This window comes from Catellatospora sp. IY07-71 (genome assembly GCF_018326265.1).
Taxonomy (GTDB): Bacteria; Actinomycetota; Actinomycetes; order Mycobacteriales; family Micromonosporaceae; genus Catellatospora.
This window is the reverse complement of the sequence record NZ_AP023360.1, coordinates 5,851,519-5,876,903: the sequence shown is the minus strand read 5'-3', so window position 1 is coordinate 5,876,903 and position 25,385 is coordinate 5,851,519. Positions and strand designations below refer to the sequence as shown.

The following is a 25,385-nucleotide window of genomic DNA, read 5'->3' as shown; positions in this document are numbered from 1 at the left end:
GACGCGGTCAGCCGTTCCGCAGCATCGCGTCGGCGACCCCGGGTGCGAGCCGCCGGATGACCCGGAACGGCCGGGCCCTGCCCACCGCGATCACCGGCACGCGCCGCGCGATCCCGGCGACGATCTGCCGGGCGGCGTCTTCGGGGCTCATCGCGCCGTCGTTGCGGCCCGCCGTCATCGGCGTGGCGACCAGCGGCATCAGCGCCTCCTGTACGCAGACTCCGGCCGCCTCGTCCTCCCACTGGTAGCGCAGCGCCCGCAGGAACACCGCCAGCCCGGCCTTGCCGGCGCAGTACACGGGCGCGCCCTTCTTCGGCGAGTAGGCCAGGGCGGAGGTGAGCGCCGTGAACACCCCGCGCGACCGGCGCAGGTGCGGACCGGCCGCACCGGCCAGCGCGATCGGCCCGGCGAGGTTGGTGTGCAGCTCGGCCAGCACCGAGGCGCTGTCCGCGGTGGACCAGCCGCCGGTGAACGACTGGTGGTGCTGCACGGCGGCGTTGGCGACCACGACGTCGAGCCCCCCGAGCGCCTCGGCAGCCCGCGCCACCAGCTCGGCGTTGCCCGCCGGGCCGGACAGGTCGGCGACCCAGCCGGTCACCCCGGCACGGCCGGTCGTCTCCGCGAGACGGCCCTCGTCGCGCCCGCACGTCGCGACCAGTGCGCCCCGCCCGGCCAGCTGCCGGACCAGGGCGGCGCCGATGCCGCTGGTGCCGCCGGTGACCAGTACGCGTGTTCCGTGAAAGTCCATGCGGCAAGACTGTCCGGGAAGGGCGCCGGTCGGCTTGTACGATTCCGCCATGCGGCTGCGGGTTCCGGGGCACGAGCGCACCGTGCACCCGCACCTGGTCCGCGCCGCGTTGCTCGGCGTACGCCGGCACGGCCCTGGCGCGACCGCCGAGGAGGTCGCCCGGCTTCAATCCGCCGGGGCGCCGGTGCCGGAACGCCTGCACCACCGGGTGCTCGCCGAGCTGGCCGGACATGGCTGGCCCGCGTTGACGGGCGCCGCCGAGCACCTGCTCGACCGCCCTCGCGAGGGCGACGTCGCCGAGATGATCGACCGTGGCGCGCTGCCCGAACTGCTGGCGCTGCTGCCCTCGATTCAGCTGCGCTACCACGTGGGCCACACGACCGAGCTGCGCCTGGACGGCGACCTGCTGACCGTCACGCACCGCGCCCTGCTCGGACACCCGCCGAACCCCGCGGAGAGCCTGTTCACGGCCGCCGTCCACCAGGTGCTCGTCGGCGCCTGCACCGGCCGCCGCCCGAAGGTCACGCTCCTGCTGTCCGGCGGCGTCCGGCTGCCCGCCGGGAAGCTCCTGCGGACCGTCGGCACTCGGTCGGCAGCCGCCACGCCGACCGCAGGTGGTGGGCCGCCCGCCGACGAGCAGCCGCGGACCGGACCTTCCAGGGCGCCGACAGGCGTCGCGCTCGCGGCCGGGTCAAGGCTCGCCGGTTGGGAGCTCGACCTCGGCGGACCGCCGGCTCCACATTCGCCGGCCGCGGTCGTTCGCGACATGATCGCCGCCGATCCCGCCCGATCCTGGCGGCTCGACGCGGTCGCGGCCCGCCTCGCGACCTCGGCCCGCAGCCTGCAGCGCGCGCTGGCCGCCGAGCGCACGGGCCTGCGCGAGCTGGTGATCCAGACGCGGGTCGGCATCGCGCGCGGCCTGGTCCAGCGCACCGACCTCGGGCTGGCGGAGATCGCCGCGGCGTGCGGGTTCACCGACCACGCCCACCTGACGCGCTGCTTCACGGCCCGGCACGGGATCGGCCCCGCCGCCCTGCGCCGCACCGGGCAGGATGAAAGGAAGGTGCCCTTCCTTTCTTGAGGTCGGTCCTGAAAGGATTCGGACGGTGACGACATCTCTGCTCGCGGTCAGTGACCTACATGTGTCCTACGCGGAGAACAAGCGGGTCGTGGACGGGCTGCGGCCGGAGTCGGACGGGGACTGGCTGATCGTCGCCGGGGACGTGGGCGACCAGTTCGCCGACGTCGAGGAGACGCTGCGGCTGCTGCGCTCCCGCTTCGCGAACGTGATCTGGGTGCCGGGCAACCACGAGCTGTGGACGCCGCCGTCGGACCCGGTGCAGCTGCGCGGGGTGGCGCGTTATGCCGAGCTGGTGCGGATGTGCCGGGACATCGGCGTGGTCACCCCGGAGGACGAGTATCCGGTCTGGCCCGGCGAGGGCGGGCCCGCCGTGATCGCGCCGCTGTTCCAGCTGTACGACTACTCGTTCCGCGCGCCCGGCACCAGCACCAAGGAGGAGTCGCTGGCCAAGGCGTACGCGGCGGGAGTGGTCTGCCGGGACGAGATGCTGCTGCACCCCGACCCGTTTCCGGACCGCGAGTCGTGGTGCTGGGCCCGGCTGGCCGAGACCGAGCAGCGCCTCGGCGCCCTCGACCCCGCCCTGCCGACGGTGCTGGTCAGCCACTGGCCGCTGGTCCGCCAGCCCACCGAGATCATGTGGTACCCGGAGTTCGCGCAGTGGTGCGGCACCGAGCGCACCGCCGGCTGGCACGTCCGGTTCAACGCCGCCGTCGCCGTCTACGGCCACCTGCACATCCCGCGCACCACGCACTACGACGGGGTGCGCTTCGAGGAGGTGTCGCTGGGCTACCCGCGCGAGTGGGGACGGCGCGGCACCGACCCGAAGCCGATCCGGCGGGTGTTCCCCGCCGCATCGGTGCCCAGCGGCTTCGACTGACCCGTCAGCGGGCCGCCTTGGCCGCCGTACGCAGGGCCTCCAGCAGCACCTCGACGTCGTCGGCGGTCGTGTAGTGGTAGATGCCGGCCCGCACCGCGCCGCCGGAGTCGCGCAGGCCCGTCGTGTGGAAGTACTCCCACGCGTAGTAGTCCCCGGCGAACGCGCAGATGCCCTGGTCGCCGAGCATCGCCGAGGTCGCCGCCGGGTGCTGCGCGCCGAGCCGGAAGGAGACGGTCGGGCAGCGGTCGGCCGGCGCCGGGCACAGGGTCACCCCGTCGATGCCGGCCAGGCCGTCGACGAGCCCGGTGAACAGGCCGGCCTCGTAGTCGCGTACCGCGGCCAGCGAGGTGAGCAGCCGCTCGCGCCGGGAGCCGGTCGCGGCCGGGTCCAGCGTGGCCAGATGCTCGACCGCGGCGGTGACCCCGGCGAGCGAGGCGAAGCCGGGCGTGCCCAGCTCGAAGCGCTCGGGCACGGCATCGCTGGACGGGCGGAGTTTGAGCGGGTGCAGCGTCTCCAGCAGCGCCGGGTCGGCGGCGCAGGCGGCCAGGTGCGGCCCGGACCACTTGTATGCGCTGGTCACGTAGAAGTCCGCGCCCAGCGCGGCGACGTCGGTCGGCTGGTGCGGGGTGGCGTGCACGCCGTCGACGTACACCAGTGCCCCCGCCGCGTGCGCCAGCGCGGCGATCGCGGGCACGTCGGGCCGGGTGCCGATGGCGTTGCTGGCCGCGGTCACCGCGACCACCCGGGTGCGCTCGCCGATCAGCGCCCGGTACTGCTCCGTCGGCAGCTCGCCGGTGGCCGGGTCGAACTCGGCCCAGCGCACGGTCGCGCCGCGCTCGGCGGCCAGCTGCACCCACGGCCGCACGTTGGAGTCGTGGTCGAGCCGGGACACGACCACCTCGTCGCCGGGCTGCCAGCTCGCCGCGACGGTCCGCGCGATCAGGTAGGTCAGCGAGGTGGCGCTGGAGCCGAAGACCACACCGGCCGGGTCGGCGCCGAGCAGGTCGGCCACGGCCCGCCGGGCCTCGACGACGATCTCCAGCGCGCGGCGGCCGGGCGCGAACGCGTCGCTGCGGTTGGCGACCGCCCCGGTGTATACGGCGTGCACCGCCCGCGCCACGGGTTCGGCGACCAGCGAGCCCGCTGCCGCGTCGAAGTGCCGGAATCCCTCGCCCAGGGCCGGGTAGGCCGCGCGGGCTCTCGCGATGTCGAACGCCATGGCGGCGACTCTAACGCGGCTCAGGCGACGGCCGCCCGCCGCCGCAGCGCCTGCCAGCCGAGCTGTACGCCGAGCGTCGCCGCCAGCGCGACGCCGAACGCGAGCGCCGTGCCGCCCGGCTCGGCGAGCACCGCGACGAGGAAGCAGAACACGGCGAAGCCGGCCAGCCCGTGCAGGACCCCGCGCAGGGTCTGCACGGCCTGGCCGGAGCCGTGCTGCGCGAGCACGAACGCGGCGACCACGCTGGTCGCGATGGGGAACGGCGCCAGCACGCCGGTCAGCCCCGGCCCGAGCGCGCCGGACAGGGTGGTGACCAGCACCACCAGGGCCGCCGTGGCCATCGCCCGGCCGGGCAGGTCCCACCACGGCCAGCCGGGCGCGCCGCTCCGTCCCGCCTCGGGCGCGGCCGGGGGCAGGACCCGCAGCGCGGCCGCGATCGCGATGAGCACCACCGCGAGGCCGAGCGCGGGAGCGAGGTGCAGCCGGGCCAGCGCGACGTCCGCGGCCAGGCAGGCGGCCCAGGCCGCGGCCAGCGAGCCGGCCCAGCCGGTGGTCCGCGAGCACCGGGCGAACACCACCGCGAACAGAGCGAGCGTGACCAGGCCGAGCAGGGCCGAGGCGGCGGCACGGGCGCCGAACGCGGTGCCGTGCTGCAGGCACGTGATCAGCAGGATCGGCCCGGCGACGATCGGCAGCGCGACCAAGGTGCCGGTGACCTGGGCACCCCAGCGCCGTCCCGCCAGCGAGGAGGCCACGACCAGACCGGGTGCCAGGAGCACCTTCAACAGCAAGATCACGACGTCACCCTAGGGCCGCGGGAAGGCCAGGGGGAGCCGGGTGCTGATCACTGAGAGTCGCGGAGCGACCGCGTATTGCTCGTTTCCGCTGTTCAGCTCGGTCGGATGCGGCTCCTTTCGTTGGCGATCGGGTTCGCGGCTGGCAACCTTGCCGCGTGCATGTGGATCAGCTCACCGACTTCGCCTGGACCTTCGACGTCGTGCATCCCGACCCCGAGCGGCGCCGGGCGGCGATCGAACGGGAGCGCGGCTACCAGAAGGAGTGGGCTCGCCACCACGCCTGGATCGTGCGCCAGCGCACCGCTGAGGGAGGTGGTGGCTGCCCGATGGGCCTGCTCGCCGAGTACGACCAGGTCCACGCCGCGATGCGCGACGCGTACGACCGCATGTTCGCCGCCCCGATCTGGCACTACCTCTCCAGTGCCACCACGCCGGAGGAGCTGGCCCCGTTCACCCGTCACGCGGTGCTCTACCTGCGCTGGGAGACCGAGTATCCGGACGAGTGGGCGGCGCTGGGCAAGAGCTGGGCGGCCAAGCGCCACGTGCTGCGTACCCTCGCCGCGCTGGGGCCCACGCCGGAGACCCACGGCGACCTGCTCGGGCTGGTCGACGCCGCAATACGCCGGGAGCACCGCTGCGAGGACCTCGGCTACGTCAAGGTGGCCCGCGCCCTCCACGGGCCGTCGGTCCGCATGATCGTCGACTGGGCCGAGGAGGACCTCGACGGCCTGGTCCGGCTGCGCGCCGGCTATCTGCGCTGGGCCCTGGACCACCCGGCCGCGCCGGTCACCCCCGCCTCCTGGCGCGCCTGGCTACGCGGCTGACAGCCCGGCGGCGCCGAAGCACGCGGGCCCGGAAATCGCGCCGCGCCCATACCGCCGCCGTGGCTAGACTGCGCGCCGAGCGGGGTCGTAGCGCAGAAGTCGTCGCGCCCGACTGCTAATCGGGAGGACGCCGGTGCGAATCCGGCCGGCCCCGCTCCCACGGCGACGACAGGGGAGCGGGTATGGCCGACCGGCGGCGGGAACACCTCATCCGGCTGCCGCTGCGCCACCCGGCCCCGGATGTCGTGGCCGAGTGCACCCGCCTGCGCGAGGCGGGGGACTGGGCGGGCGCCTGCCGCGCCGCCGGGCTGACGCCGTCGCTCGACCTCACCGAGGTGCGCGCCGAGTACGGCCCGGCCGCCGGGCAGATCGCCGCCGACCTGCGCCGCCTCGCCCCCGACCTGCTTCGCGTCTACCTGCCGCCCGACTACCTGCACCGCTACCACTGGACACGCGTCCTGGTGCTGACCCGGCAGGTCCACGTGCACCGTCCCCGGGGCGCCGACTTCCGGCGGGAGCCGGATCGCCTGATCGAGCTGCTCGACGGGCCCGTGCTCGTGCTCACCGGACCGGCCTCGCCGGACGAGCAGCGCGGGCTGCACCTCGGCGTCACCGACGCGTCCCGGCTGCCGCACTACTGGACGCCGGTGCCGGTGTGGTGCTGGGACGCCGAGGCGGTCGCCGAGCGGCGGGCCGCGTACGAATCCCGCGCGCTGGAGACGCTGGGCGACGTGGGGTGTCTGGAGGACGGCCCGGTGAGCGCCCACGACCTGCACCCGCTGGTGTTCGGCGCGGTGCGGCCCGGCCAGGAACAGCGGCCCGCTCCGGTGAGCCTCGACCTGCCCGAGGTCATGGTGCGCTGCACCGGCCGCTGGCACCGGATGCGGGTGGGCGACGGGCGGCTCGCGGCCCTGGACCACACCCCGCAGCAGATCCGGCGGGAGCTGACCCTCGGCGCGCTGGGCGGCCCGGTGCAGGGCTGCGCGGCCGTGCTGCGCGCCTGGCAGACCGGCCACGGGCGGCTGCCGAAGCGGCTGCGCTGGCAGCGCACGGACCTCTACCGTGCCGCGCGGCACGGGCGCACCGACGTGGTCACCGCGCTGCTCGACGCCGGCTTCGACCCGGCCGTCGCCGAGGGCAGCGGCGGGACCCTGCTGCACGTGCTGTCCCACCTGGACCACGAGCCGCTGCTGCCCCGGCTGCTCGCGGCCGGGCTGCCGGTGAACGGCGCGGACAAGGAGGGCTGCACACCGCTGCACCGGGCCGAGGAGGCCGATGCGCGCCACCTCGTGGCGGCGCTGCTCGCGGCGGGCGCCGACCCCGACCTGCTCGACCGGTTCGGACGCCTGCCCGCGAAGTTGCGGCCCGCGCCGCGCTACGACGCGGTGGCGAAGATCCGCAGCCCCCTGGGCTGACTGGACCGCCCCACGCGTCGCTGCGGACGGCGGGCGGCTGAGGATGATCGCGAGTTCGTGTCAGAACCTCTGGTCCAGCCGCAGATCATGGCACGCGACCGCGATCATCCCAGCCACCCGCGACACCCAGCCACCTCGAAACGTTTCGAAACTGGACGGTTATAGGCCGGACATCTTGCCGAAAGGGTTTTCGTAGGACATCGTCAGAGCGCTCGGACACTTCGCTCTCACCGCCCCGTCCCCGAGAAAGGCGAAGAGATGTCCGCACTGTCCCGCCGTACCGTGCTGCGCGCCGGCGCGGTCGGCGCCGCAGCCGCAGCGGTCGCCGGTAGCCTGCCCGCGTCACCCGCCCACGCCGCCCGCACCGACATCGGCACGTCCGTCCACCCGTTCCCGCTAGGCGCGGTCACGCTGCTGAGCGGCCCGTTCCTCAGCAACACCGGCCGCACCCACAGCTACCTGAACTTCCTCGACGCCGACCGGCTGCTGCACACGTTCCGCCTCAACTACGGCCTGAGCTCCTCGGCCACCGCGTGCGGCGGCTGGGAGTCGCCGACCACCGAGCTGCGCGGGCACTCGATGGGCCACGTGCTGACCGGCCTGGCGCAGGCGTACGCCAGCACCGGCACCACCAGCTTCAAGACCAAGGGCGACTACCTGGTCGCGCAGCTCGCGATCTGCCAGGCGCGCGCAGTCACGGCCGGCTACAACACCGGCTACCTCTCGGCGTACCCGGAGAGCTTCATCGACCGGGTCGAGGCCCGCCAGCAGGTCTGGGCGCCCTACTACACGCTCCACAAGATCATGGCGGGCCTGCTGGACATGCACCTGCTGGCCGGCAACGCGCAGGCGCTGACCGTGCTCACCGCGATGGCGTCCTGGGTGAAGTTCCGCAACGACCGGCTCACCCTCACCCAGCGGCAGAACATGCTCGACACCGAGTTCGGCGGCATGAACGAGGTGCTGACCAACCTCTACCAGCTCACCGAGAACAGCGCGCACCTGACCGCGGCGCAGCACTTCGACCACGCCGAGGTGTTCGACCCGCTCGCGTCGAACACGGACGCGCTGAACAACTACCACGCCAACACGCAGATCCCGAAGGTTATCGGCGCGATCCGGGAGTACCACGCGACCGGCACCACCCGGTACCGCGACATCGCGGTCAACTTCTGGGACATCGTGGTCGGCCGGCACACGTACGCCATCGGCGGCAACTCCAACGGCGAGTACTTCAAGGCCCCCAACCGGATCGCCGGTGAGCTGTCCGACAGCACGTGCGAGTGCTGCAACACGTACAACATGCTCAAGCTGTCCCGGCAGCTGTTCTTCACCAACCCGGCCCGCGCCGACTACATGGACTACTACGAGAAGGCGCTTTACAACCACCTGCTCGGCGCGCAGGACCCGAACTCCTCGCACGGCTTCCACAGCTACTACATCCCGCTGCGGGCCGGCGGCATCAAGACCTACAGCAACGACTACAACAACTTCACCTGCTGCCACGGCACCGGCATGGAGACCAACACCAAGTACGGCGACAGCATCTACTTCCACTCCGGTGACGACCTGTACGTGAACCTGTTCATCGCCTCGCAGCTCAACTGGGCGGCCAAGGGCGTGACCATCCGGCAGGAGACCACGTTCCCGGAGGCGCCGTCGAGCAGGCTCACGGTGACGGCCGGGTCGGGCACGTTCGCGATGCGCGTCCGGGTGCCCCCGTGGGCGACCGGCGCGAGCATCCGCGTCAACGGCACCGTGCAGGGCGGGGTGACTCCCGGCTCGTACGCCGTCATCACCCGCACCTGGGCGACCGGCGACGTGGTCGACGTGGCCCTGCCGATGGCGCTGGTGCGCGAGTCCACCCCGGACAGCGCCACCACCCAGGCCGTCAAGTACGGCCCGATCGTGCTCGCCGGGGCGTACGGCACCACGAACCTGTCCGCCCTGCCCACGCTGAACCCGTCGACCATCGCCGCGACCGCCACCCCGCTGCAGTTCACCGCCGGCGCCTCCACCGGCACGGTCACCCTGCTGCCGTTCTACAAGATGCACGGCCAGCGCTACACGGTCTACTGGAACGTCACCACGACCACGCCGCTGCCCGCGTTCGTGGCGCACTACCTGTTCAACGAGACCTCCGGCACCAGCGCCGCCGACGCCACCGGCAACGGGAAGACGGCGACCCTGGCCGGGGGCGCGACCTGGGTCGCCGGGCGCACCGGCAACGCGGTCAACCTCAGCGGCACGGCCCAGTACGTGTCGCTGCCCTCGGGCATCCTGGCCGGGGCGTCGGCGTTCAGCGTCGCCACCTGGGTGCGGCTGGACACCCGCACCAACTGGGCGCGGCTGTTCGACTTCGGCTCGAACACCACCTCGAACCTGTTCCTGGTGCCCAGCAGCAGCTCCGGCACCGCCCGCTTCGCGATCACCAACTCGGGGTCGGGCGGCGAGCAGCGCATCAACGCCCCGGCCGCGCTGCCCACGGGCGCGTGGACGCACGTCGCGGTGACCGTCGGCGGCGGTGTCGGCATCCTGTACGTCAACGGGGCCGAGGTGGCCCGCAACGCGGCGATGACGCTCACCCCGGCGTCGCTGGGCAGCACCTCGCAGAACTGGATCGGCCGCTCGCAGTACAGCGGCGACCCGTACCTCGACGGGGCGGTCGACTCGTTCCGCGTGTACAGCCGGGTGCTGACCGCGTCCGAGGTGTCCGGCTTCTACTCCTCGGGCCTGTGAGCCCGGCCCCGCCGGTCGCGCGGCCCGGGGCGGGCCCGCGACCGGCGGGGGCGGAATGTCGGGGTACGCGCGTAGCCTGGCGTCCCATGTGGAACGCTGCGCTGATCGAGGACCTCGCCTCGACCGACGAGGCCGTTCAGCGTGCGGCCGAGCAGGCGCTGGTGCGGGCCGGGGCGGCCGCCGTGCCCGCCCTGATCGACGAGCTGGGCCGCACCCCGCCGCGCGTCGACCGGATCGTGACCGGCGCCCTGCTGGCCCGCATCGGCGCGCCCGCGTTCACCCCGCTCACCGACGTCATGACCCGTCACCGGGAGCGGCAGGTGCGCCGCACCGCACGGTTCGCGCTGAACTGGATGCGCCTGGACGACCTGACCCCGTACGCCGAGGCGCTGTCCCACCCGAACCCCCGCGTCCGGATACAGGCGGCCATCGGCCTGGAGCGTGCCGGCGAACGCGCCCTGCCATCCGCCACGGCCCTGCTGGAGCTGCTCGGCGACCCCGACGCCGACGTGCGCCGCCACGCCGTCGCGGCGGTGACTTCGCTCGGCCCACAGGCGGTGCCCGCCCTGCTGCGGGTCCGTGCCGGAGGGCCCGGCCGCAGGCGCGCCGCCGCGCTGACCGCGCTGGCCGGGATCGACCCCGCCGCGATCGCCGAGCGGGACCGGGCCGCACTGGCCCGGCTCATCCGGATCAAGTCACGCACGGAGCAGCCTGAGCCGATGCGCCCCTGCGGCATGTGGCTCGCGCTGCACACCACCGACCAGGCGGCGGTGCTGGCGGCGCTCGACCTGTCCGACGCGCAGCCGGTCACCCTCCGCCTCGGCACCGCCGCCTGGTGGCACGACCAGCACGCCGACGCCGCCACCATGGACCACCGCCTGCACGGACGGGTCTTCGTCACCCCGGCCGTGGACGGGTGGACCCTGGTCTTCGGCCTGCCCACCGTGCTCGCCCACGCCACCGACCCCGGCTCGTGGTCCCGGGCGGCCCGGGACCTCTGCGCCACGCTCAGCGCCCGCTTCGGCGCGGCCCACCTCTACGGCATGGCGTGCACGGACGGCTGGACCGTGTGGTGCCTGGCCGAGCAGGGCACCGTGCTGCGCTACTTCGAGGCCGACGGGGAGCGGTACGGCCCGCGCCACCCGGCCGAGGACGGCTTCCTGCTGCCCGGCGAGCGGCCCGACCTGCCCGCCGACGCGTACGTCGGGGTCGACCCCGCCGACCCCGACGCCTGGGCAGCTCGCCGTGCCGATCTGGCCGAACGTCACGCGATCCCGGAGACCTGCCACGCGACCGACATCGCGGCCGCGACCTCGGCCGACCCGAGCGCGTTCGGCCCGCACACCCGCATGACCGGACAGGCGGTGCTCGCGCTGACCCCGTGCGGACGCGAACACGGCACCACGCCCGGCGCGCTGGAGATCTGACCGGGTGGACCGGACCGGGTAACGTCGGCCGGTGACCACGACCGACGAAGTCCTGACCCAGCTCGACGCCGCGGCCCGTGCGTTCCACTTCGCCGATCCGGACCACGGCTACCTGCACGCGATCGACGCCCGGCTGCACGCGTACCGCGACGAGCAGCGCTGGGCCATGGTCATCGAGATGGTCGGCTACCACTCGCGCGCGGGCAACGTCATCGACGTGCTGCACTGCTTCGGCAACTGCCTCACCGGCGGCGCCCCCGGCTACGGCCCCGGCGACTTCCTGGAGCGGATCGAGAACATGCACGCGCTGGAGCACGTCGGGCAGCCCGGCGGCCACGGCGGCATGGTGCCGGTCGTGGTACGCGGGGAGACCCTCATGGCTCGGGCCGAGGCCGGGGAGCAGCTGTGGGACGTGCTGCGCCGGCTCGTGCCCGAGTACCGTGACCTGCTGCTCGCCGACGAGCAGGAGCTGCGGCACCGGCTGCCCGAGGACCTGCCCCGCATCCTGGTGCTGCAGGAGTGGTGGCACCGCGACCCGGCCCGCCACGACCAGCTGCCCAGCCAGACCGAGACGTTCCAGCAGCTCGCCCAGGTGCTCGCCACCGGTGACGTGGCGGCGTACCGGCCCACGCAGCGCCCGAACACGCACTGGTCGTTCTGGCCGGAGTCCGGGACGCTCTGACACCCGGCCGCGACGGCCGCGCGGCCGTCCCGGTTCATGGGCGTCCGTCCGGTCCCGATCATGGTGTCGGCGCGGTCGGGTAACGTCGATGCCGTGGCGATCATCCTCGTGCCGTACCACCTCGACGAACGACTGCCCGATCGGGACCTGCCGCTGCCGCCGCACCTCGACGTCACCGCGGTGACCGAGGACCTGTCCGGCGGGGACGTCTGGGGGCGGCTCGGCGGGCTCTACACCTCGGTGTCGCGTGAGGTCGCTCGTGCGGCGCGGACCGGCTCGGTGCCGGTCGTCGTGTCCGGCGACTGCACGGTGTCCCTGGCCACCATGGCCGGGTTGCAGCAGGCCGGGATCGATCCGGGCATCGTCTGGTTCGACGCGCACGGCGACGTGCAGACCCTGGAGACCACGGCGTCCGGGTACGTCGGCGGCATGCCGCTGCGGATCATCGTCGGCTACCGGCCGGAGCTGATCTCGCAGCGGATCGGCCTGCGCCCGATCGCCGAGGACCGGGCGGTGCTCGTCGACGCCCGCGACCTGGACCCGCCGGAGGCCGAATACCTGGCCGGGTCTGCCATACGCCGCAGCGGCGTCGCGGACCTGACCGGCGACACTCTGCCGCCGGGTCCGCTGGTGCTGCACCTGGACCTCGATGTGATCGACTCCGGCGAGCTGCCCGGCCTGCGGTTTCCCGTGCCGGGCGGTCCCACCGCGGACGAGGTCCTGGCCGCGGCCCGGCGGGTGCTCGACACGGGCCGCGTCGCCGCGATCGACGTCGCGTGTACCTGGCACCCGGGCGGCGCGGACCCCACCGGCCTACGCGCCCGCCTGCTCGCCGAACTCGCCGCCTCCCACTGACCATCCCCGGTCCACCGCATGTTTGGAAGGGCACCTTCTTAACGGACGTCCGTTAAGAAGGTGCCCTTCCTTTCGCGACAGCCTCGCCGTCCGGTGGATGATCGCGAGTTCGTGTCACAAGCTCGGGTAATACCGCAGGTTATGACACGAACTCGCGATCATCGCCTTGGGGTGAGCGCTGACCGGACCGGGCCAGGCTGGCGTGGCGGCCGGCCGCCGCGCGGGACGGGGGAGGCGGGCAGGTCGGCGCGGTCGGCTTCGGGCAGCCAGTCGTGTGCGGGGTCGAACCGGACCGAACCCGGCCCCGGCAGCAGCTTCAGCAGGCGGGGCAGCAGCGGGTGCGGGTTGTCCGCCCGCCACACCACCGACCAGGGCAGGTACGGCGTCGGGCGCAGCGGCACCCGCACCACGTCGGCGGGCAGCTGCCACCACGCGCCCAGCGGCGTCACCCGCTCCGGCCGCCGCCGCAGCTCGGCCAGCGTGTGCTCCACGCCCAGGTTGCTCGCCGTGCCGGTCAGCGGCACGCCCAGCGCCGCCGCGTACGCGCGCAGGAGGCTGGTCAGCTCCGGCGGCCGGTCCTCGAACGGGATCCACAGGCCGTGCTCGGCCAGCTCCGCCGCGCCCACCGACGCGGCTCCGGCCAGCGGGTGCCCCGCGAGCACGCCCACGGCGATCGGCTCCAGGCACACCAGCCGCCGGTGGACCCCCTCCGGCCAGGGTATGTCCAGGTCGTGCGGGCGGCCCCACGCCACGTCGAGATCGCCGCGCGCCACCGCCTCCAGCGCCGAGCCGAGGCCGCGCCGCATGCTCAGCTCCAGCAGCAGGTCCGGATACGCCGACACCAGCTCGCCGAGCAGCGACAGCGGCCGGTGCACCGGCCCCCACACGTCCACCTTGAGCGGCAGCACCGTCGGCCGGGCCGCCTGTGCCGCCCGCGCGGCCAGGACGAGCAGCTCGCGGGCGTACGGCAGGAACCGGCCGCCCGCCTCGGTCAGCTCGACCCGCTGCCCGCCGCGCTCGAACAGGCGCTCGCCCAGGGCCTGCTCCAGCCGGCCGACGCGTTTGGACAGGGCCTGCTGAGTCAGGTACAGCCCCGCCGCGGCCCGCCCGAAGTGCAGTTCCTCGGCGGCGCGCACGAACGCGCGCACCTGCGCGAGATCCAGGTCCATCCGGCCAGCCTGGCCTGACAACCGAAGGTTGTCCACCCCGTTCGCATGGTTGTTCGACGCGGAACATCCGGGCCGGTTGACTGGATCGCATGACGCTGACCGGAACCGCGGCCGGAGTGCCGTACGTCGCCCTGCCGCCCGAGACCCCTGCCGCCGACAGCCCGCTGCTGGTCGCCTGGCACCTGCTCGACCCGCCGCGCAGCGAGCAGGCCATGGCCGCCGCGCTGCCCTTGCACGGCCTGAACGCCTGGCGGGTGTACCTCGGCCTGCCGATGACCGGCGCGCGCTCGCTGCCCGGCGGTCCTGAGGAGCTGATGAAGCTCGTCATGGACGACGCGGTGCTCAACCTGTTCGAGCCGCTGACCCGCCAGGCCGCCGATGAGTTCCCGGCCGCGCTCGCCGACCTGCGCATCCAGCTCGGCACCCACGGGCCGGTGAGCCTGCTCGGCGGGTCCATCGGGTCGATGACCGCGCTGCGGGTGCTCACCGACAGCGGCCTGGACATCGACCGGGTCGCGCTGGTCAGCCCGGCCGTGCAGCTTCTCGAGTTGGTGGAGGCGAACTCGCGCCGCTTCGGGATGCCGTACACCTGGAGCGACGCGAGCCGCGCCGCCGCCGAGCGGCTCGACTTCGTGGCCCGCGCCGGGGAGATCGACCGGCCGCTGCTGATGGTGGTGGGGGAGGAGGACGAGAAGGACGCCTTCCGCGAACCCGCCGAGCGACTCTGGGCCGCCCTGCCGGGCACCGCCTCCCTGGTCACCGTCCCCGGCCTCGGCCACGCCCTCGCCGAGGAGCCCGGCCTGGAGGCGGCCCCCCAGACCGCCCACGCCGCCCAGGTGGACGCCATCCTCACCGACTGGCTGTCCCGCTAGCCGACCCGCTGATCGGAGCCCTCGCCGTGCGGTCCGAGCAGGGCGGGGGCTCCGATCACGGATGCTTGGGGCGCGGCTGCGCGGTGTGGTCGATGGCGCGGGTCAGGGCCGCGGTCGGCGCCCGGCGGCGAGGTCGTCGAGCGCCTTGCGCAGGCGGGCCGCGCGGGCCTCGGGCGTGGTGGCCTTCAGCAGCGGCAGCATGACGAGATACTGCTCGGTCTTGCCCAGCCGCTCGAAGAACTCCCGCGCGGTCTGCTCGGCGGCCAGCGCCGCGGCCAGGTCGGGCGGGACCGTCGCGTCACGCTGCGCGGCGTAGGCGGCGTCCCAGCGGCCGTCGGCCTTGGCCGCCTCGACCTCGGCCAGGCCCGGCGCGCGTGCCCGGCCCGCGGCCATCAGCGCCTCCATCCGCTCCACGTTGACCTTCGACCACGGGCTGCCCGGCCTGCGCCGAGAGTATCGCTGCAGGAAATGGTCGGCGTCGTAGGACTTGCGGACGCTGTCGATCCAGCCGTAGCAGAGCCCGACCTCGGCCGCCTCGATCACGGTGATCGTCGGCCGCTTCGCGTTCTTCTTGCGCACCTTCAGCCACGCGCCGTCCGGGCTGCCGTGATGCTCGGCGAGCCAGGCCTCCCACTGCTCGGCGCTCTCGAACTCCAAGATCTCCACAGCGCGACCCTATGCGCGCGGCCCGACATTCGTGCGACCATGAGCGCCGGATCGCGGCGACGAGGTGGAGTGGTTATGCGCTGGGTATGGCTGGCCGTCGGGGTGCTGCTGGTCCTGTCCGGGATCGTCTGGACGCTGCAGGGCCTGAACCTGCTCGGCCAGTCCGGCGGCATGAACGGGCAGCCGATCTGGGCGGTGATCGGCCCGGTGACCGCGCTCGGCGGCCTCGCTCTGATCTGGTACGGCCTGCGCCGCCGCCCGCCCGCGCCGTAGCCCTACAGCCAGATGTGCTCCTCGGCGATGGCGCCGTCGCGCCACTTCGCCACGGTGACCATGCGCCGGCCGTCCTCGAACTCGCCGACCACGCATGTCCAGTCACCGGACCCGAACGCGATCGGGTGCGACGTGACCTGGGGCGGGGTGCCGCCCGCAGACTCGACCAGGGCCTTCATGGCGTCGATGTGCTCCTCGATGCCGTGTGTGCGCGGCTGCCCGTGCAGCTCGACGACCACGTCGGCGGTATGACAGCGGGCGAACGAGCCGTGCCAGTCCGCGCCGTTCCAGGCCCGGAAGTCGAGCTCGTCCATCGTCTCCAGGTGGCGAGCCACCGCGTCGTCCGCCATGGTCGGGACTCCTCCTCCGGCAGGGATCAGCACCTGCCGGACGATCTCAGGCTACCCAGCCGCATCCGTGCCGGTCGGCGAAATCACCGCACACCCTCGATCATCCGACTTGCCTGGCAACCGGGCGTATCAAGGGCACGCATTCGCCCACTTGCCAGGCAAGTCGGATGATCGAGCATGCCGGGTGGTCACGCAGCGGCCGGCAGGGCGCCCTCGACCCAGCGCAGCAGGGCGTCCGGCGGGACGGCGCCGAGCTGGCGCGCGACCACCTCGCCGTCCTGCAGGATCAACAGCAGCGGGATGGACTGGGCCTGGTAGCGGGCGGCCGTGTTCGGTGAGTGGTCCACGTTGACCTTCACGACCTTGAGCCGTCCGGCGAACTGCTGCGCCGCGCGCTCCACGCCGGGCGCGACCATGCGGCACGGCCCGCACCACGGCGCCCAGAGGTCCAGCAGCACCGGCAGCGACGACTGCACGGCCACGGCGTCGAAGTCGGCGTCGGTGGCCTCGGTCAGCCACGGCAGCATGCCGCGGCAGCTTCCGCAGCGGGCCACTCCGCGGGCGGCGGCCAGGATCCGGTTGCGCTTGCCGCAGTGCGGGCAGCCGACCAGGTCCGCCCTTCCCGCCTGCGACGCCTGTGATGCCTGTGTCATGTCAAACTCCCGTTGCCACGCCCGCTTCGGCCCTCGGCTGCGCCGCCTCGGATGCCGCGTCGAAGGTAACGTCCAATTCGCCGTCGCGCACGCCCACGTGGATCACCGCGTCCTCGCGCAGGTCACCGGCGATGATGGCGCGCCCGATGCGGGTCTCGACCTCGTGCGCGATGTAGCGGCGCAGCGGCCGGGCGCCGTACACCGGGTCGAAGCCGTGCTCGGCGATGAGCTTGCGGGCGTCCTCGGTGAGGTCGAGGCTGATCCGGCGCTCGCCCAGGCGCCGGCGAAGGTCGGCGAACTGCAGGTCGACGATCTTCTCGATCTGCGGCAGGGTCAGCCGGTGGAACAGCACGATGTCGTCGACGCGGTTGAGGAACTCGGGCCGGAAGTGCGCCCGCAGCTCGGCCGTCACCCTGGCCCGCGCCTGCTCCGAGATGTCGGCATCGGACCCTTCCAGCAGGTGTTCGGCGCCGATGTTGGAGGTCATGATGATGACGGTGTTGCGGAAGTCGACGGTGCGGCCCTGCGAGTCGGTGATGCGGCCGTCGTCGAGCACCTGCAGCAGCGTGTTGAACACGTCGGTGTGCGCCTTCTCGATCTCGTCGAACAGCACGACGGAGTACGGCTTGCGCCGCACCGCCTCGGTCAGCTGGCCGCCCTCCTCGTAGCCGACGTAGCCGGGCGGGGCGCCGACCAGGCGGCTGACCGTGTGCCGCTCCTGGTACTCGCTCATGTCGAGGCGGACGATGTTGTCCTCGGAGTCGAACAGCGCCGCCGCGAGCGCCTTGGCCAGCTCGGTCTTGCCGACACCGGTCGGGCCCAGGAAGATGAACGACCCGATCGGCCGGCGCGGGTCCTTGATGCCCGAGCGGGCCCGGATGATCGCGTCGGCGACGACCTGGACGGCCTCGTCCTGGCCGATGACGCGCTCGTGCAGGATCTCGTCGAGGCGCAGCAGCTTCTGCCGTTCGCCCTCCTGCAGGCGGGAGACCGGGATGCCGGTCCACGCCGACACGATCTCGGCGATCTCGTCCTCGGTGACGACCTCGCGCAGCAGGCCCCGGCCCTCCTGGCGGGAGGCCAGCTTGTCCTCCTCCGCGGCCAGCCGCCGCTCCAGGTCGGCGATGCGGCCGTAGCGCAGCTCCGCGGCCCGGTTGAGGTCGTACGCGCGCTCGGCCTCCTCGGCCTCGCGGCGCACCCGCTCCAGCTCCCCGCGCAGGTCCTGCACGCGCCGGATGGCCTGGCGCTCGCTCTCCCACTGGGCCCGTTTGGCGTCGGACTCGGCCTTCAGGTCTGCCAGCTCCCGGCGCAGCTGGTCCAGCCGGGCCAGGCTCGCCGGGTCGGTCTCCTTCGCCAGCGCCGCCTCCTCGATCTCCAGCCGCATCACCCGGCGGGTGACCTCGTCCAGCTCGGCGGGCATCGAGTCGATCTCGGTACGCAGCCGCGCGCAGGCCTCGTCCACCAGGTCGATCGCCTTGTCGGGCAGGAACCGGTCGGTGATGTAGCGGTGGGACAGGGTCGCCGCGGCGACCAGCGCCGAATCCTGGATCTTCACGCCGTGGAAGACCTCCAGGCGCTCGCGCAGGCCGCGCAGGATCGAGATGGTGTCCTCGACCGTCGGCTCGTCGACCAGCACCTGCTGGAAGCGGCGGGCCAGCGCGGCGTCCTTCTCGATGTGCTTGCGGTACTCGTCGACCGTGGTCGCACCGATCATGTGCAGCTCGCCGCGGGCCAGCATCGGCTTGAGCATGTTGCCCGCGTCCATCGCGCCCTCGCTGCCGCCGCCCGCGCCGACGACGGTGTGCAGCTCGTCGACGAACAGCAGGATGCGGCCCTCGGCGGCGCGGACCTCGTTCAGCACGGCCTTGAGCCGCTCCTCGAACTCGCCGCGGTACTTCGCGCCCGCGATCAGCGAGCCCATGTCCAGGGCGAACACGGTCTTGTCGCGCAGGCCCTCGGGCACGTCGCCGCGTACGATGCGCTGCGCCAGGCCCTCCACGATGGCGGTCTTGCCCACGCCCGGGTCGCCGATCAGCACCGGGTTGTTCTTGGACTTGCGGGACAGGATCTGGATGACGCGCCGGATCTCGGCGTCGCGGCCGATGACCGGGTCGAGGCGGTTGGCGCGGGCGTCGGCGACCAGGTCGCGGCCGTACTTCTCCAGCGCCTCGTAAGTCACCTCGGGCATCGCGGAGGTGACCCGCTGGTTGCCCCGGATCTGGGTCAGCGCGGACAGGAACGCCTCGCGGGTGACGCCGTTCTCCTTCAGCCGCCGGCCGGCCGCGCTCGCCGAGCCCTCGTCGGCCAGCGCCAGCAGCAGGTGCTCGGTGGAGACGTACTCGTCCTTGAGCCGCCTGGCCTCCCGCTCGGCGGTGTCCAGCACCCGCGACAGCCGCTGCGTCACGAACACCTGGCCGGGCTGCGCGCCCGGCCCGCTGACCTTCGGCAGCCGCGCCAGGTCGGTCTCCACCTCGGCGCGCAGGCGGCGCGGATCGGCGCCCATCTGCTCGACCAGCCGGGGCACGATCCCGTCGGGCTGGTCCAGCAGCGCGGCCAGCAGATGCTCGCCGTCGACCTCCGTATGCCCCAGCCGCAGCGCTATCGTCTGCGCGTCATGCAGCGCTTCCTGGGACTTCTGGGTCAGCCGGTTCATGTCCACGGGCCTGGCTCCTTCGCAGTGCGGACTCGAGCTCGTCGACGCGATCCAGCAGGTCCATGACCAGCCCGATCGCCGTGTAGTTCAGGGACAGGTCGGTGTGCAGCCGCTGCACCCGGGCCACCCGGCGCACCGCGGCGGGGGAGAACCACAGTTCCCCGGCCGCGTCGCGGGAACAGTCGAGCAGGCCCAGCGCCACGTAGCGGCGCACCATGACCGGGTGCAGGTTCGCCTGGCGGGCGAAGCGGTCCAGGCTGAGCCGGGCCGGGACCGCGAGCGCGTACACGGTGGTCATCGGCTGCTCCTCGGGTCGAAGTCGGACGCCTGCGCCAGTTCCTCGTAGAGCTCGCGCTCGCGGTCGCTCAGGGTGCCCGGCACCACGATGCGGATCTCGGCGAACAGGTCGCCGGGCTCGCCGCGCCGGTGGGGCATGCCCTGCCCGCGCAGGCGCAGGCGGCGGCCGCTGGAGGTGCCCGGCGGCACGGTCACCTTCGTCTCGCCGCCGGGGGTGCGCAGCGGCACGGTCGCGCCGAGCGCCGCCTCGGCCGGGCTGACCCGCAGCGTGGCGTGGATGTCGCGGCCCTCGACCCGGTAGCGCGCGTCGGGTTGCAGGCGTACCACCAGGTAGAGGTCGCCGGGCGGGGCGTTGCCGCGCCCGCGGCCGCCCTGCCCGGCCAGCCGGATGCGCTGGCCGTCCGTGACGCCCGCCGGGATGTTCACGTCGTAGCTGCGCGGGCCCTCCGCCCCGGACAGGGTGATGCTGCGCTGCCCGCCCCGGTACGCCTCCTCGACCGTCAGCGGCAGCTCCGCCTCCTGGTCGGCGCCCGCGATCGGCCCGGCGCCCCGGCCACGGCCGGCGAACATGCCGCCGAGGAGGTCCTCCAGATCCACGTCGCCGCCGTCGTAGCTCCACGTGAACGGCTCGCCCTGCTCACCGCGCCGGAACCCGCCGCCGGGAAAACCCCCGCCGGGAAAGCCGCCACGCCCGCCGCCCCGGCCTCGGAAACCGCCCGCCCCGGCGCCGGCCATCTCCTCGTACCCCTCCGGGATCTTCCGGAAGTCCTCGCCGAAGCGGTCGTAGCGGGCGCGGGTCTTCGGGTCGTGCAGCACCTGGTACGCCTCGTTGATCTCCTTGAACCGCTCCTCGGCGTCCGGGCTCTTGTTCACGTCCGGGTGGTGCTTGCGGGCCAGCTTGCGGAACGCCTGCTGGATCTCGTCGGCGGACGCGCCCCGCCCGACCCCGAGCACCTCGTAGAAGTCACGCGCCACCGCTCACCCCTGGGTGTTGCCCGCGACCACCACCGTGGCCGGGCGCAGCTGCCGGTCGGACTCGCCGTAGCCGGGCCGGATCACCTGCAGCACGGTGCCGTCCGGCTCGCCGGTGTTCGGCACCACGCTGACCGCCTCGTGCCAGACCGGGTCGAACGGCACCCCGGCGTCCTCCCGGCGCGGGAAGCCGAGCGTGCCCAGCGTGCTCACCGCCTGATCGCGTACGGCGCGCACGCCGTCGACGACCGCGGCCGGGTCGCTGTCGGCGTGGGCCAGCGCCAGGTCCAGGTTGTCGATCACCGGCAGGAACACCGAGGCGACGCGGGCCCGTTCGGTCTCCCGCTCGAAGGCGGCCTGGCGCTCGTACCGTTTGCGCATGTTGTCCAGGTCGGCCAGCGCCCGGCGCAGCCGTGCCGCCAGCTCCGCCGTGTCCGGCCCGGCGGCGGGCGGCGCGCTCGCCGCCATCGGGGCCGCGCCCGCGGCATCGTCGGCGGGTTCCTCGGCCGTGGCCTGCCCGGCATGGCCGGACGGACCGTCCAGCTCGGCCGGGTCCATGGCGACCGGTCCGGGCGGCTCGGCGCTGTGCCGGGGCGCGTGCGGCTGCCCCTGCTCGGGCTCGGTGTCGGCCTGCGGACCCGAGCCCCCGTGCGGGTGGTGTGCCATGGCCGGCTCAGCTCGGGGAGAACTCGGCGTCGATCACGTCGTCGTCGCCCTGCCCGGTGCGTGCCCCGGCCTCCCCGCCGGGCCGGCCGCCCTGGCCGGGCTCGCCACCGCCGGGCGGCGGACCCGACGGCCGGGCCATCAGACCCTGGGCGACCTGCTGCAGGTCGCTGGTGAGCGAGCGCAGCCGGTCCATCGGCGCGTTCTCCTTCAGCGCCTGCCGCGCGTCCCCGACGAGCAGGTCCGCCCGGGCCTTCTCGTGCGCGGGCGCGGACTCGCCCAGCTCACCGAGGCGCTGCTCGACCTGGTACGTCAGCGACTCCAGCTCGTTGCGGGCGTCGATGAGCTGGCGCATCTTCGCGTCGTCCGCGCGATGCGACTCGGCGTCGGACACCATCCGCTCGACCTCGGAACGGTCCAGGTTGCCGCTGTCGGTGATGGTGATCTGCTGCTCGGCGTTGGTCTCCTTGTCCTTGGCGGACACGTTCAGGATGCCGTTGGCGTCCACGTCGAACGTCACGTCGATCTGCGGCACGCCGCGCGGCGCGGGCCGGATGTTCTCCAGCCGGAACTTGCCCAGCGTCCGGTTGTCGGACGCGAGCTCCCGTTCGCCCTGCAGCACGTGGATGTCGACGGCGGGCTGGTTGTCCTCGGCGGTGCTGAACGTCTCCGCGCGCCGCGCCGGGATGGTGGTGTTGCGCTCGATGACCTTGGTCATCCGGCCGCCCAGCGTCTCCAGGCCCAGCGACAGCGGCGTGACGTCCAGCAGCAGCACGTCCGGGCCCTCGCCGGTGAGCACGCCGGCCTGGATGGCCGCGCCCATCGCGACGACCTCGTCCGGGTTGACGCTCATGTTCGGGTCCTTGCCGCCGGTCAGCCGGCGCACCAGCGCCTGCACGGCCGGGATGCGGGTGGACCCGCCGACCAGGATCACCTCGTCGAGGTCGTTGGCGGTCACCTTCGCGTCGGCCATCGCCTGCTCGACCGGGCCGAGGCAGCGCTGCACCAGGTCCTTGGTCAGTTCCTCGAACTTCGAGCGGGTGATCGTCGCGGTGAGGTGCTTGGGCCCGGACGCGTCGGCGGTCACGAACGGCAGGCTTACCTGCGTCTGGGTGACCGAGGACAGCTCGACCTTGGCCTTCTCCGCGGCCTCGAACAGCCGCTGCAGCGCCTGCGGGTCGCTGCGCAGGTCGATGCCCTGCTCGTTCTTGAACTCCCCGGCGAGGAAGTCGACCAGGCGCCGGTCGAAGTCGTCGCCGCCCAGGTGGGAGTCACCGGCGGTGGCGCGCACCTCGACCACGCCGTCGCCGACGTCGAGGATGCTCACGTCGAAGGTGCCGCCGCCCAGGTCGAACACGAGGACCGTCTCGTGGCCCTTCTTGTCCAGGCCGTAGGCCAGGGCCGCCGCGGTCGGCTCGTTGATGATGCGCAGCACCTCCAGACCCGCGATGCGGCCCGCGTCCTTGGTGGCGGTGCGCTGCGCGTCGTTGAAGTACGCCGGCACGGTGATGACGGCCTGGGTGACCTTCTCGCCCAGGAACTTCGACGCGTCGTCGGCCAGCTTGCGCAGCACCTGCGCGCTGATCTCCTCGGGCGAGTAGAGCCTGCCCTTCACGTCGAAGCGGACCAGGCCGTCCGGGCCTGGCACCACGTCGAACGCGACGGCCTTGGCCTCCTCGCTGATCTCGTCGAAGTGCCGGCCGATGAAGCGCTTGGCCGAATAGATCGTGCCCTTGGGGTTCAGGATCGCCTGCCGCCGGGCGAGCTGTCCGACGAGCCGCTCACCGGCGTCGGTGAAGGCCACCACCGACGGGGTGGTGCGCGAGCCCTCCGCGTTCTGGATCACGGTGGCCTGGCCGCCCTCGAAGACCGCGATCACGGAGTTCGTGGTGCCCAGATCGATACCCACTGCCTTGGCCATGCCCAGCTCCCGACGTCTGCTGTCTCCGGCGTGGTCCCGGACGCGAGACACCGACCACCGGGCTGCCTACCCGGGCACGCCACTCTAACGTCCGTTATCTGCACATAAATCGGACTCACATCAATCTAGCGGACCGGGCCGCCCGATGTGCCCGGACCTGCTGTTCAGTGGCCCGAGGACCCGGCGCCGCGGCGTGCGCGGGCGGCCCAGATCGCGTACGACGGGTCGCGGTCCAGGTTGTGCCGGTCGCGGTCGTAGCGGCGGGTGGTGCGCGGGTCGGCGTGGCCCATCGCGTCCTGCACGTCCTCCAGCGGCACGCCCTCGCTGCGGGCCGTGGTCGCGAACGCGTGCCGCAGCGAGTGCGGCGACAGGTGCGCCGCGCTCGGGATGCCCGCCCGCTCGGCCAGGCGGCGCACCAGCCGGAACACGGCGACCCGGTCGACGGGCTTGCCGGTGTCGGAGACGAACACCGGCCCGGACAGGTCCGCCACGCTCACCCCGGCCCGGTCCGCGCGCTCCTGCAGGTAGCCGTCGAGCGCGGCGGCGGTGCCCGGGGCCAGGGCACGGCGGCGCGGCTTGCCGCCCTTGCCGGAGAAGCGGACCGTACGGTGGCCGCGCTCGTGCCCCAGGTCGGCCAGGTCCAGGTTGACCGCCTCACCGACGCGCAGCCCCAGGTCGGCCAGGAGGGTGAGCAGCGCGTGGTGCCGGGCGGAGTCCTCGGCCGCGGCGCGCAGCAGCGCGTCCACCTCGGCCGGGCTCATGCCCACGGTGGCCGAGTGGTCGCGGTGCACACTGGGCCGGTCCGCGCCGGTCACCGGGTTGACCGGGATGACCTCCAGCTTGTGCAGGAACTCATACCAGCTGGACAGGCCGGACAGCTTGCGGGCGACGGTGGTGGGCGCCAGCGTGCGCCCCGTGCGCGCGTCCACGCACGACTCCAGCCAGCGGCCGTACTCGTTGACGTGCGTGAAGCGCGCCCGCAACGGCTCGACGCCATGCTCGGCGCACCAGGCCAGGTAACCGTTGACGTCGCGGCGATACGCCTCGCGGGTGTTGGCGGACAGCCGCCGGTTGTTCAGCCAGGCCTCGGTGAAGTCGACGAACTCCTGCGGCGCGGCGAGCGCGCCGCCCTGCGCCGGGATCACGATCTCACCGTTCACGATCGACAGCTTATCGGCGCGGACCGACGATCCGGGCCGCGCCACCCGTCTCACACCGGCAGCGACAGCACGTGCTGCAACAGCGCGACCAGCACCCGCCGCGATCAGCGCCTCGGTCGGCTTGGCGACCTGCTGCTCCAGCGCGGCCGGCCAGACCAGGCGCCGATCGGCGCGGCGGCGACCGTGCCGGCCCTCAGCGCACCCGCGGGTCGAGCAGCGCGCGGGCCGCCGCGGCCAGCACCCCGTCCGCGCACATGGTGGGCGCGGCGACGTACAGGACCTCGCGGTCCATCCAGGACACTCCCGCGATCCCCTCGCGCTGCCGCAGCGAGTCGTCCAGGGCCAGCTCGGCGTCGTCGTCGTAGAAGCAGCGCGCCGCGTCGCCCGCCCACAGCACCCACTGGAAGGCGTCCACGCCGGTCACGTCGCCGGCCTCGTCGTGGACGGTCCAGCGGCGCTCCCGCTCCGGCAGCGGCTGCACGCTCAGATCGCCGGTGTCGCGCAGCTCGCGCACCGTCGTCGGGGGCAGATGGTGCGGCGGCACGCTCGGTACCACCAGCTCGTGCAGGTCTGCCACGTGTTCGGGGCAGGTGCAGGCGGGCCGCCGCGGCGGCGTCCAGGCATCGGTGTGGTGGTCGCTCATCGCGGCATCGTACGGCGGGCGCCCGACAGGCCGCCGGTCGTGATCGGAGGCTGCCGGAACGGCGCTCGCCCCGGTGGGCGAGGCCACCGGGGCGAGCTGATGCGGCCGTGGCCGCGACGGTCAGCGTCGCGCGACCGCGGCTTCCGCGGCGGCCTCCGCGGCGGCCCTGCGGCGGGCGAAGTGCTCGCTGACGGCCAGGTGCAGGCCGAGATTGAACACCGCCGGGAACGCGACCAGGAACTCCACCACACCCGGTGCGGCCCCTTCGGCGAACTGCGCCGTCAGCACCGACCACGGCGCGCCCGCCAGCAGCACCGGCAGGCTCAGCACCACGGTTCCGAGGGACGAGCCTCCGGAGATCACCCCGGATCCGACCACGACGAACACCACGACCAGCGGAAGCACCAGGAGAGCGTGCACCAGTACGGC

At 73.5% G+C, this 25,385-nt stretch carries 25 protein-coding genes and 1 tRNA gene; 11 read left to right on the top strand and 15 right to left on the bottom strand.

Annotated features, from left to right (window positions below):
• Positions 1–7: 7 nt before the first annotated feature.
• Positions 8–748: an SDR family NAD(P)-dependent oxidoreductase gene (locus CS0771_RS26190; protein WP_212843471.1), complete on the bottom strand. Its 741-nt coding sequence runs from the start codon at positions 746–748 to the stop codon at positions 8–10.
• A gap of 49 nt (positions 749–797) precedes the next feature.
• Here CS0771_RS26190 and CS0771_RS26185 point away from each other — a divergent pair, with 49 nt between their 5' ends.
• Together CS0771_RS26185 and CS0771_RS26180 are read left to right on the top strand one after the other, a co-directional pair.
• Positions 798–1,829, top strand: a complete 1,032-nt coding sequence (locus CS0771_RS26185) for a helix-turn-helix domain-containing protein (protein WP_212843470.1) — start codon at positions 798–800, stop codon at positions 1,827–1,829.
• Between the two features lie 25 nt (positions 1,830–1,854).
• Positions 1,855–2,706 carry a metallophosphoesterase gene (locus CS0771_RS26180; RefSeq protein ID WP_244871037.1) on the top strand — a complete coding sequence of 284 codons (852 nt, stop codon included), beginning with the start codon at positions 1,855–1,857 and terminating at the stop codon, positions 2,704–2,706.
• A 4-nt stretch (positions 2,707–2,710) separates the two neighbouring features.
• Here CS0771_RS26180 and CS0771_RS26175 read toward each other — a convergent pair whose 3' ends face one another.
• Both CS0771_RS26175 and CS0771_RS26170 read right to left on the bottom strand, forming a co-directional pair.
• Complete coding sequence (locus CS0771_RS26175; protein WP_212843468.1) at positions 2,711–3,925, bottom strand: cysteine desulfurase-like protein; 1,215 nt, start codon at positions 3,923–3,925, stop codon at positions 2,711–2,713.
• A 20-nt stretch (positions 3,926–3,945) separates the two neighbouring features.
• On the bottom strand, positions 3,946–4,722 hold the full coding sequence (locus CS0771_RS26170) for a hypothetical protein (RefSeq protein ID WP_212843467.1): 777 nt from the start codon (positions 4,720–4,722) through the stop codon (positions 3,946–3,948).
• 155 nt (positions 4,723–4,877) lie between these two features.
• Between CS0771_RS26170 and CS0771_RS26165 the strand changes: the two genes are divergently transcribed.
• The 7 genes from CS0771_RS26165 (at position 4,878) to CS0771_RS26135 (ending at position 12,664) form a co-directional block, all read left to right on the top strand.
• Positions 4,878–5,546 (top strand): hypothetical protein, encoded by a 669-nt coding sequence (locus CS0771_RS26165; RefSeq protein ID WP_212843466.1) that lies wholly within the window; start codon positions 4,878–4,880, stop codon positions 5,544–5,546.
• 81 nt (positions 5,547–5,627) lie between these two features.
• Positions 5,628–5,700: transfer RNA gene (locus CS0771_RS26160), tRNA-Ser, on the top strand.
• A gap of 28 nt (positions 5,701–5,728) precedes the next feature.
• On the top strand, positions 5,729–6,961 hold the full coding sequence (locus tag CS0771_RS26155) for an ankyrin repeat domain-containing protein (RefSeq protein ID WP_212843465.1): 1,233 nt from the start codon (positions 5,729–5,731) through the stop codon (positions 6,959–6,961).
• A gap of 258 nt (positions 6,962–7,219) precedes the next feature.
• Positions 7,220–9,700, top strand: coding sequence for a beta-L-arabinofuranosidase domain-containing protein (locus CS0771_RS26150; RefSeq protein WP_212843464.1), 2,481 nt, complete (start codon positions 7,220–7,222; stop codon positions 9,698–9,700).
• Between the two features lie 86 nt (positions 9,701–9,786).
• Positions 9,787–11,127, top strand: coding sequence for a HEAT repeat domain-containing protein (locus tag CS0771_RS26145; RefSeq protein WP_212843463.1), 1,341 nt, complete (start codon positions 9,787–9,789; stop codon positions 11,125–11,127).
• Between the two features lie 31 nt (positions 11,128–11,158).
• Positions 11,159–11,809: a hypothetical protein gene (locus CS0771_RS26140; RefSeq protein WP_212843462.1), complete on the top strand. Its 651-nt coding sequence runs from the start codon at positions 11,159–11,161 to the stop codon at positions 11,807–11,809.
• Between the two features lie 93 nt (positions 11,810–11,902).
• Positions 11,903–12,664 (top strand): arginase family protein, encoded by a 762-nt coding sequence (locus CS0771_RS26135; RefSeq protein ID WP_212843461.1) that lies wholly within the window; start codon positions 11,903–11,905, stop codon positions 12,662–12,664.
• Positions 12,665–12,822: 158 nt separating this feature from the next.
• Here the strand turns inward: CS0771_RS26135 and CS0771_RS26130 are convergent, their stop codons facing one another.
• The gene (locus CS0771_RS26130) at positions 12,823–13,833 is read right to left on the bottom strand and encodes a LysR family transcriptional regulator (protein ID WP_212843460.1); all 1,011 of its coding nucleotides are present in this window, start codon (positions 13,831–13,833) and stop codon (positions 12,823–12,825) included.
• Positions 13,834–13,922: 89 nt separating this feature from the next.
• Between CS0771_RS26130 and CS0771_RS26125 the strand changes: the two genes are divergently transcribed.
• A complete protein-coding gene (locus CS0771_RS26125; protein WP_212843459.1) occupies positions 13,923–14,705 on the top strand; it encodes an alpha/beta fold hydrolase in 783 nt (260 codons plus the stop codon).
• A gap of 102 nt (positions 14,706–14,807) precedes the next feature.
• Here the strand turns inward: CS0771_RS26125 and CS0771_RS26120 are convergent, their stop codons facing one another.
• Positions 14,808–15,371 (bottom strand): YdeI family protein, encoded by a 564-nt coding sequence (locus CS0771_RS26120; protein ID WP_212843458.1) that lies wholly within the window; start codon positions 15,369–15,371, stop codon positions 14,808–14,810.
• Positions 15,372–15,446: 75 nt separating this feature from the next.
• On the opposite strand from CS0771_RS26120, the gene CS0771_RS26115 reads away from it, so the two are divergent.
• Positions 15,447–15,644, top strand: coding sequence for a hypothetical protein (locus CS0771_RS26115; RefSeq protein WP_212843457.1), 198 nt, complete (start codon positions 15,447–15,449; stop codon positions 15,642–15,644).
• A 2-nt stretch (positions 15,645–15,646) separates the two neighbouring features.
• Here CS0771_RS26115 and CS0771_RS26110 read toward each other — a convergent pair whose 3' ends face one another.
• From CS0771_RS26110 to CS0771_RS26065, 10 genes are all read right to left on the bottom strand, one after another.
• Positions 15,647–15,994 carry a nuclear transport factor 2 family protein gene (locus CS0771_RS26110; protein ID WP_212843456.1) on the bottom strand — a complete coding sequence of 116 codons (348 nt, stop codon included), beginning with the start codon at positions 15,992–15,994 and terminating at the stop codon, positions 15,647–15,649.
• Between the two features lie 188 nt (positions 15,995–16,182).
• Positions 16,183–16,647 (bottom strand): thioredoxin, encoded by a 465-nt coding sequence (gene trxA, locus CS0771_RS26105; RefSeq protein WP_244871036.1) that lies wholly within the window; start codon positions 16,645–16,647, stop codon positions 16,183–16,185.
• A gap of 1 nt (position 16,648) precedes the next feature.
• Positions 16,649–19,306: an ATP-dependent chaperone ClpB gene (gene clpB, locus CS0771_RS26100; RefSeq protein ID WP_212843455.1), complete on the bottom strand. Its 2,658-nt coding sequence runs from the start codon at positions 19,304–19,306 to the stop codon at positions 16,649–16,651.
• Positions 19,260–19,598: a chaperone modulator CbpM gene (locus CS0771_RS26095; RefSeq protein ID WP_212843454.1), complete on the bottom strand. Its 339-nt coding sequence runs from the start codon at positions 19,596–19,598 to the stop codon at positions 19,260–19,262. Before CS0771_RS26095 ends, clpB begins: the two co-directional genes overlap by 47 nt.
• On the bottom strand, positions 19,595–20,572 hold the full coding sequence (locus CS0771_RS39510; RefSeq protein ID WP_212843453.1) for a DnaJ C-terminal domain-containing protein: 978 nt from the start codon (positions 20,570–20,572) through the stop codon (positions 19,595–19,597). Before CS0771_RS39510 ends, CS0771_RS26095 begins: the two co-directional genes overlap by 4 nt.
• Before the next feature lie 3 nt (positions 20,573–20,575).
• Entirely contained in the window at positions 20,576–21,235 is a 660-nt protein-coding gene (locus CS0771_RS26085; RefSeq protein ID WP_244871035.1) for a nucleotide exchange factor GrpE, read from the bottom strand.
• A gap of 7 nt (positions 21,236–21,242) precedes the next feature.
• A complete protein-coding gene (gene dnaK / locus CS0771_RS26080; RefSeq protein ID WP_212843452.1) occupies positions 21,243–23,153 on the bottom strand; it encodes a molecular chaperone DnaK in 1,911 nt (636 codons plus the stop codon).
• Between the two features lie 164 nt (positions 23,154–23,317).
• Complete coding sequence (locus tag CS0771_RS26075) at positions 23,318–24,316, bottom strand: tyrosine-type recombinase/integrase (protein WP_212846053.1); 999 nt, start codon at positions 24,314–24,316, stop codon at positions 23,318–23,320.
• 190 nt (positions 24,317–24,506) lie between these two features.
• Positions 24,507–24,956 (bottom strand): hypothetical protein, encoded by a 450-nt coding sequence (locus CS0771_RS26070; protein WP_212843451.1) that lies wholly within the window; start codon positions 24,954–24,956, stop codon positions 24,507–24,509.
• A gap of 120 nt (positions 24,957–25,076) precedes the next feature.
• A complete protein-coding gene (locus CS0771_RS26065; protein ID WP_212843450.1) occupies positions 25,077–25,361 on the bottom strand; it encodes a hypothetical protein in 285 nt (94 codons plus the stop codon).
• Between the last annotated feature and the right edge of the window lie 24 nt (positions 25,362–25,385).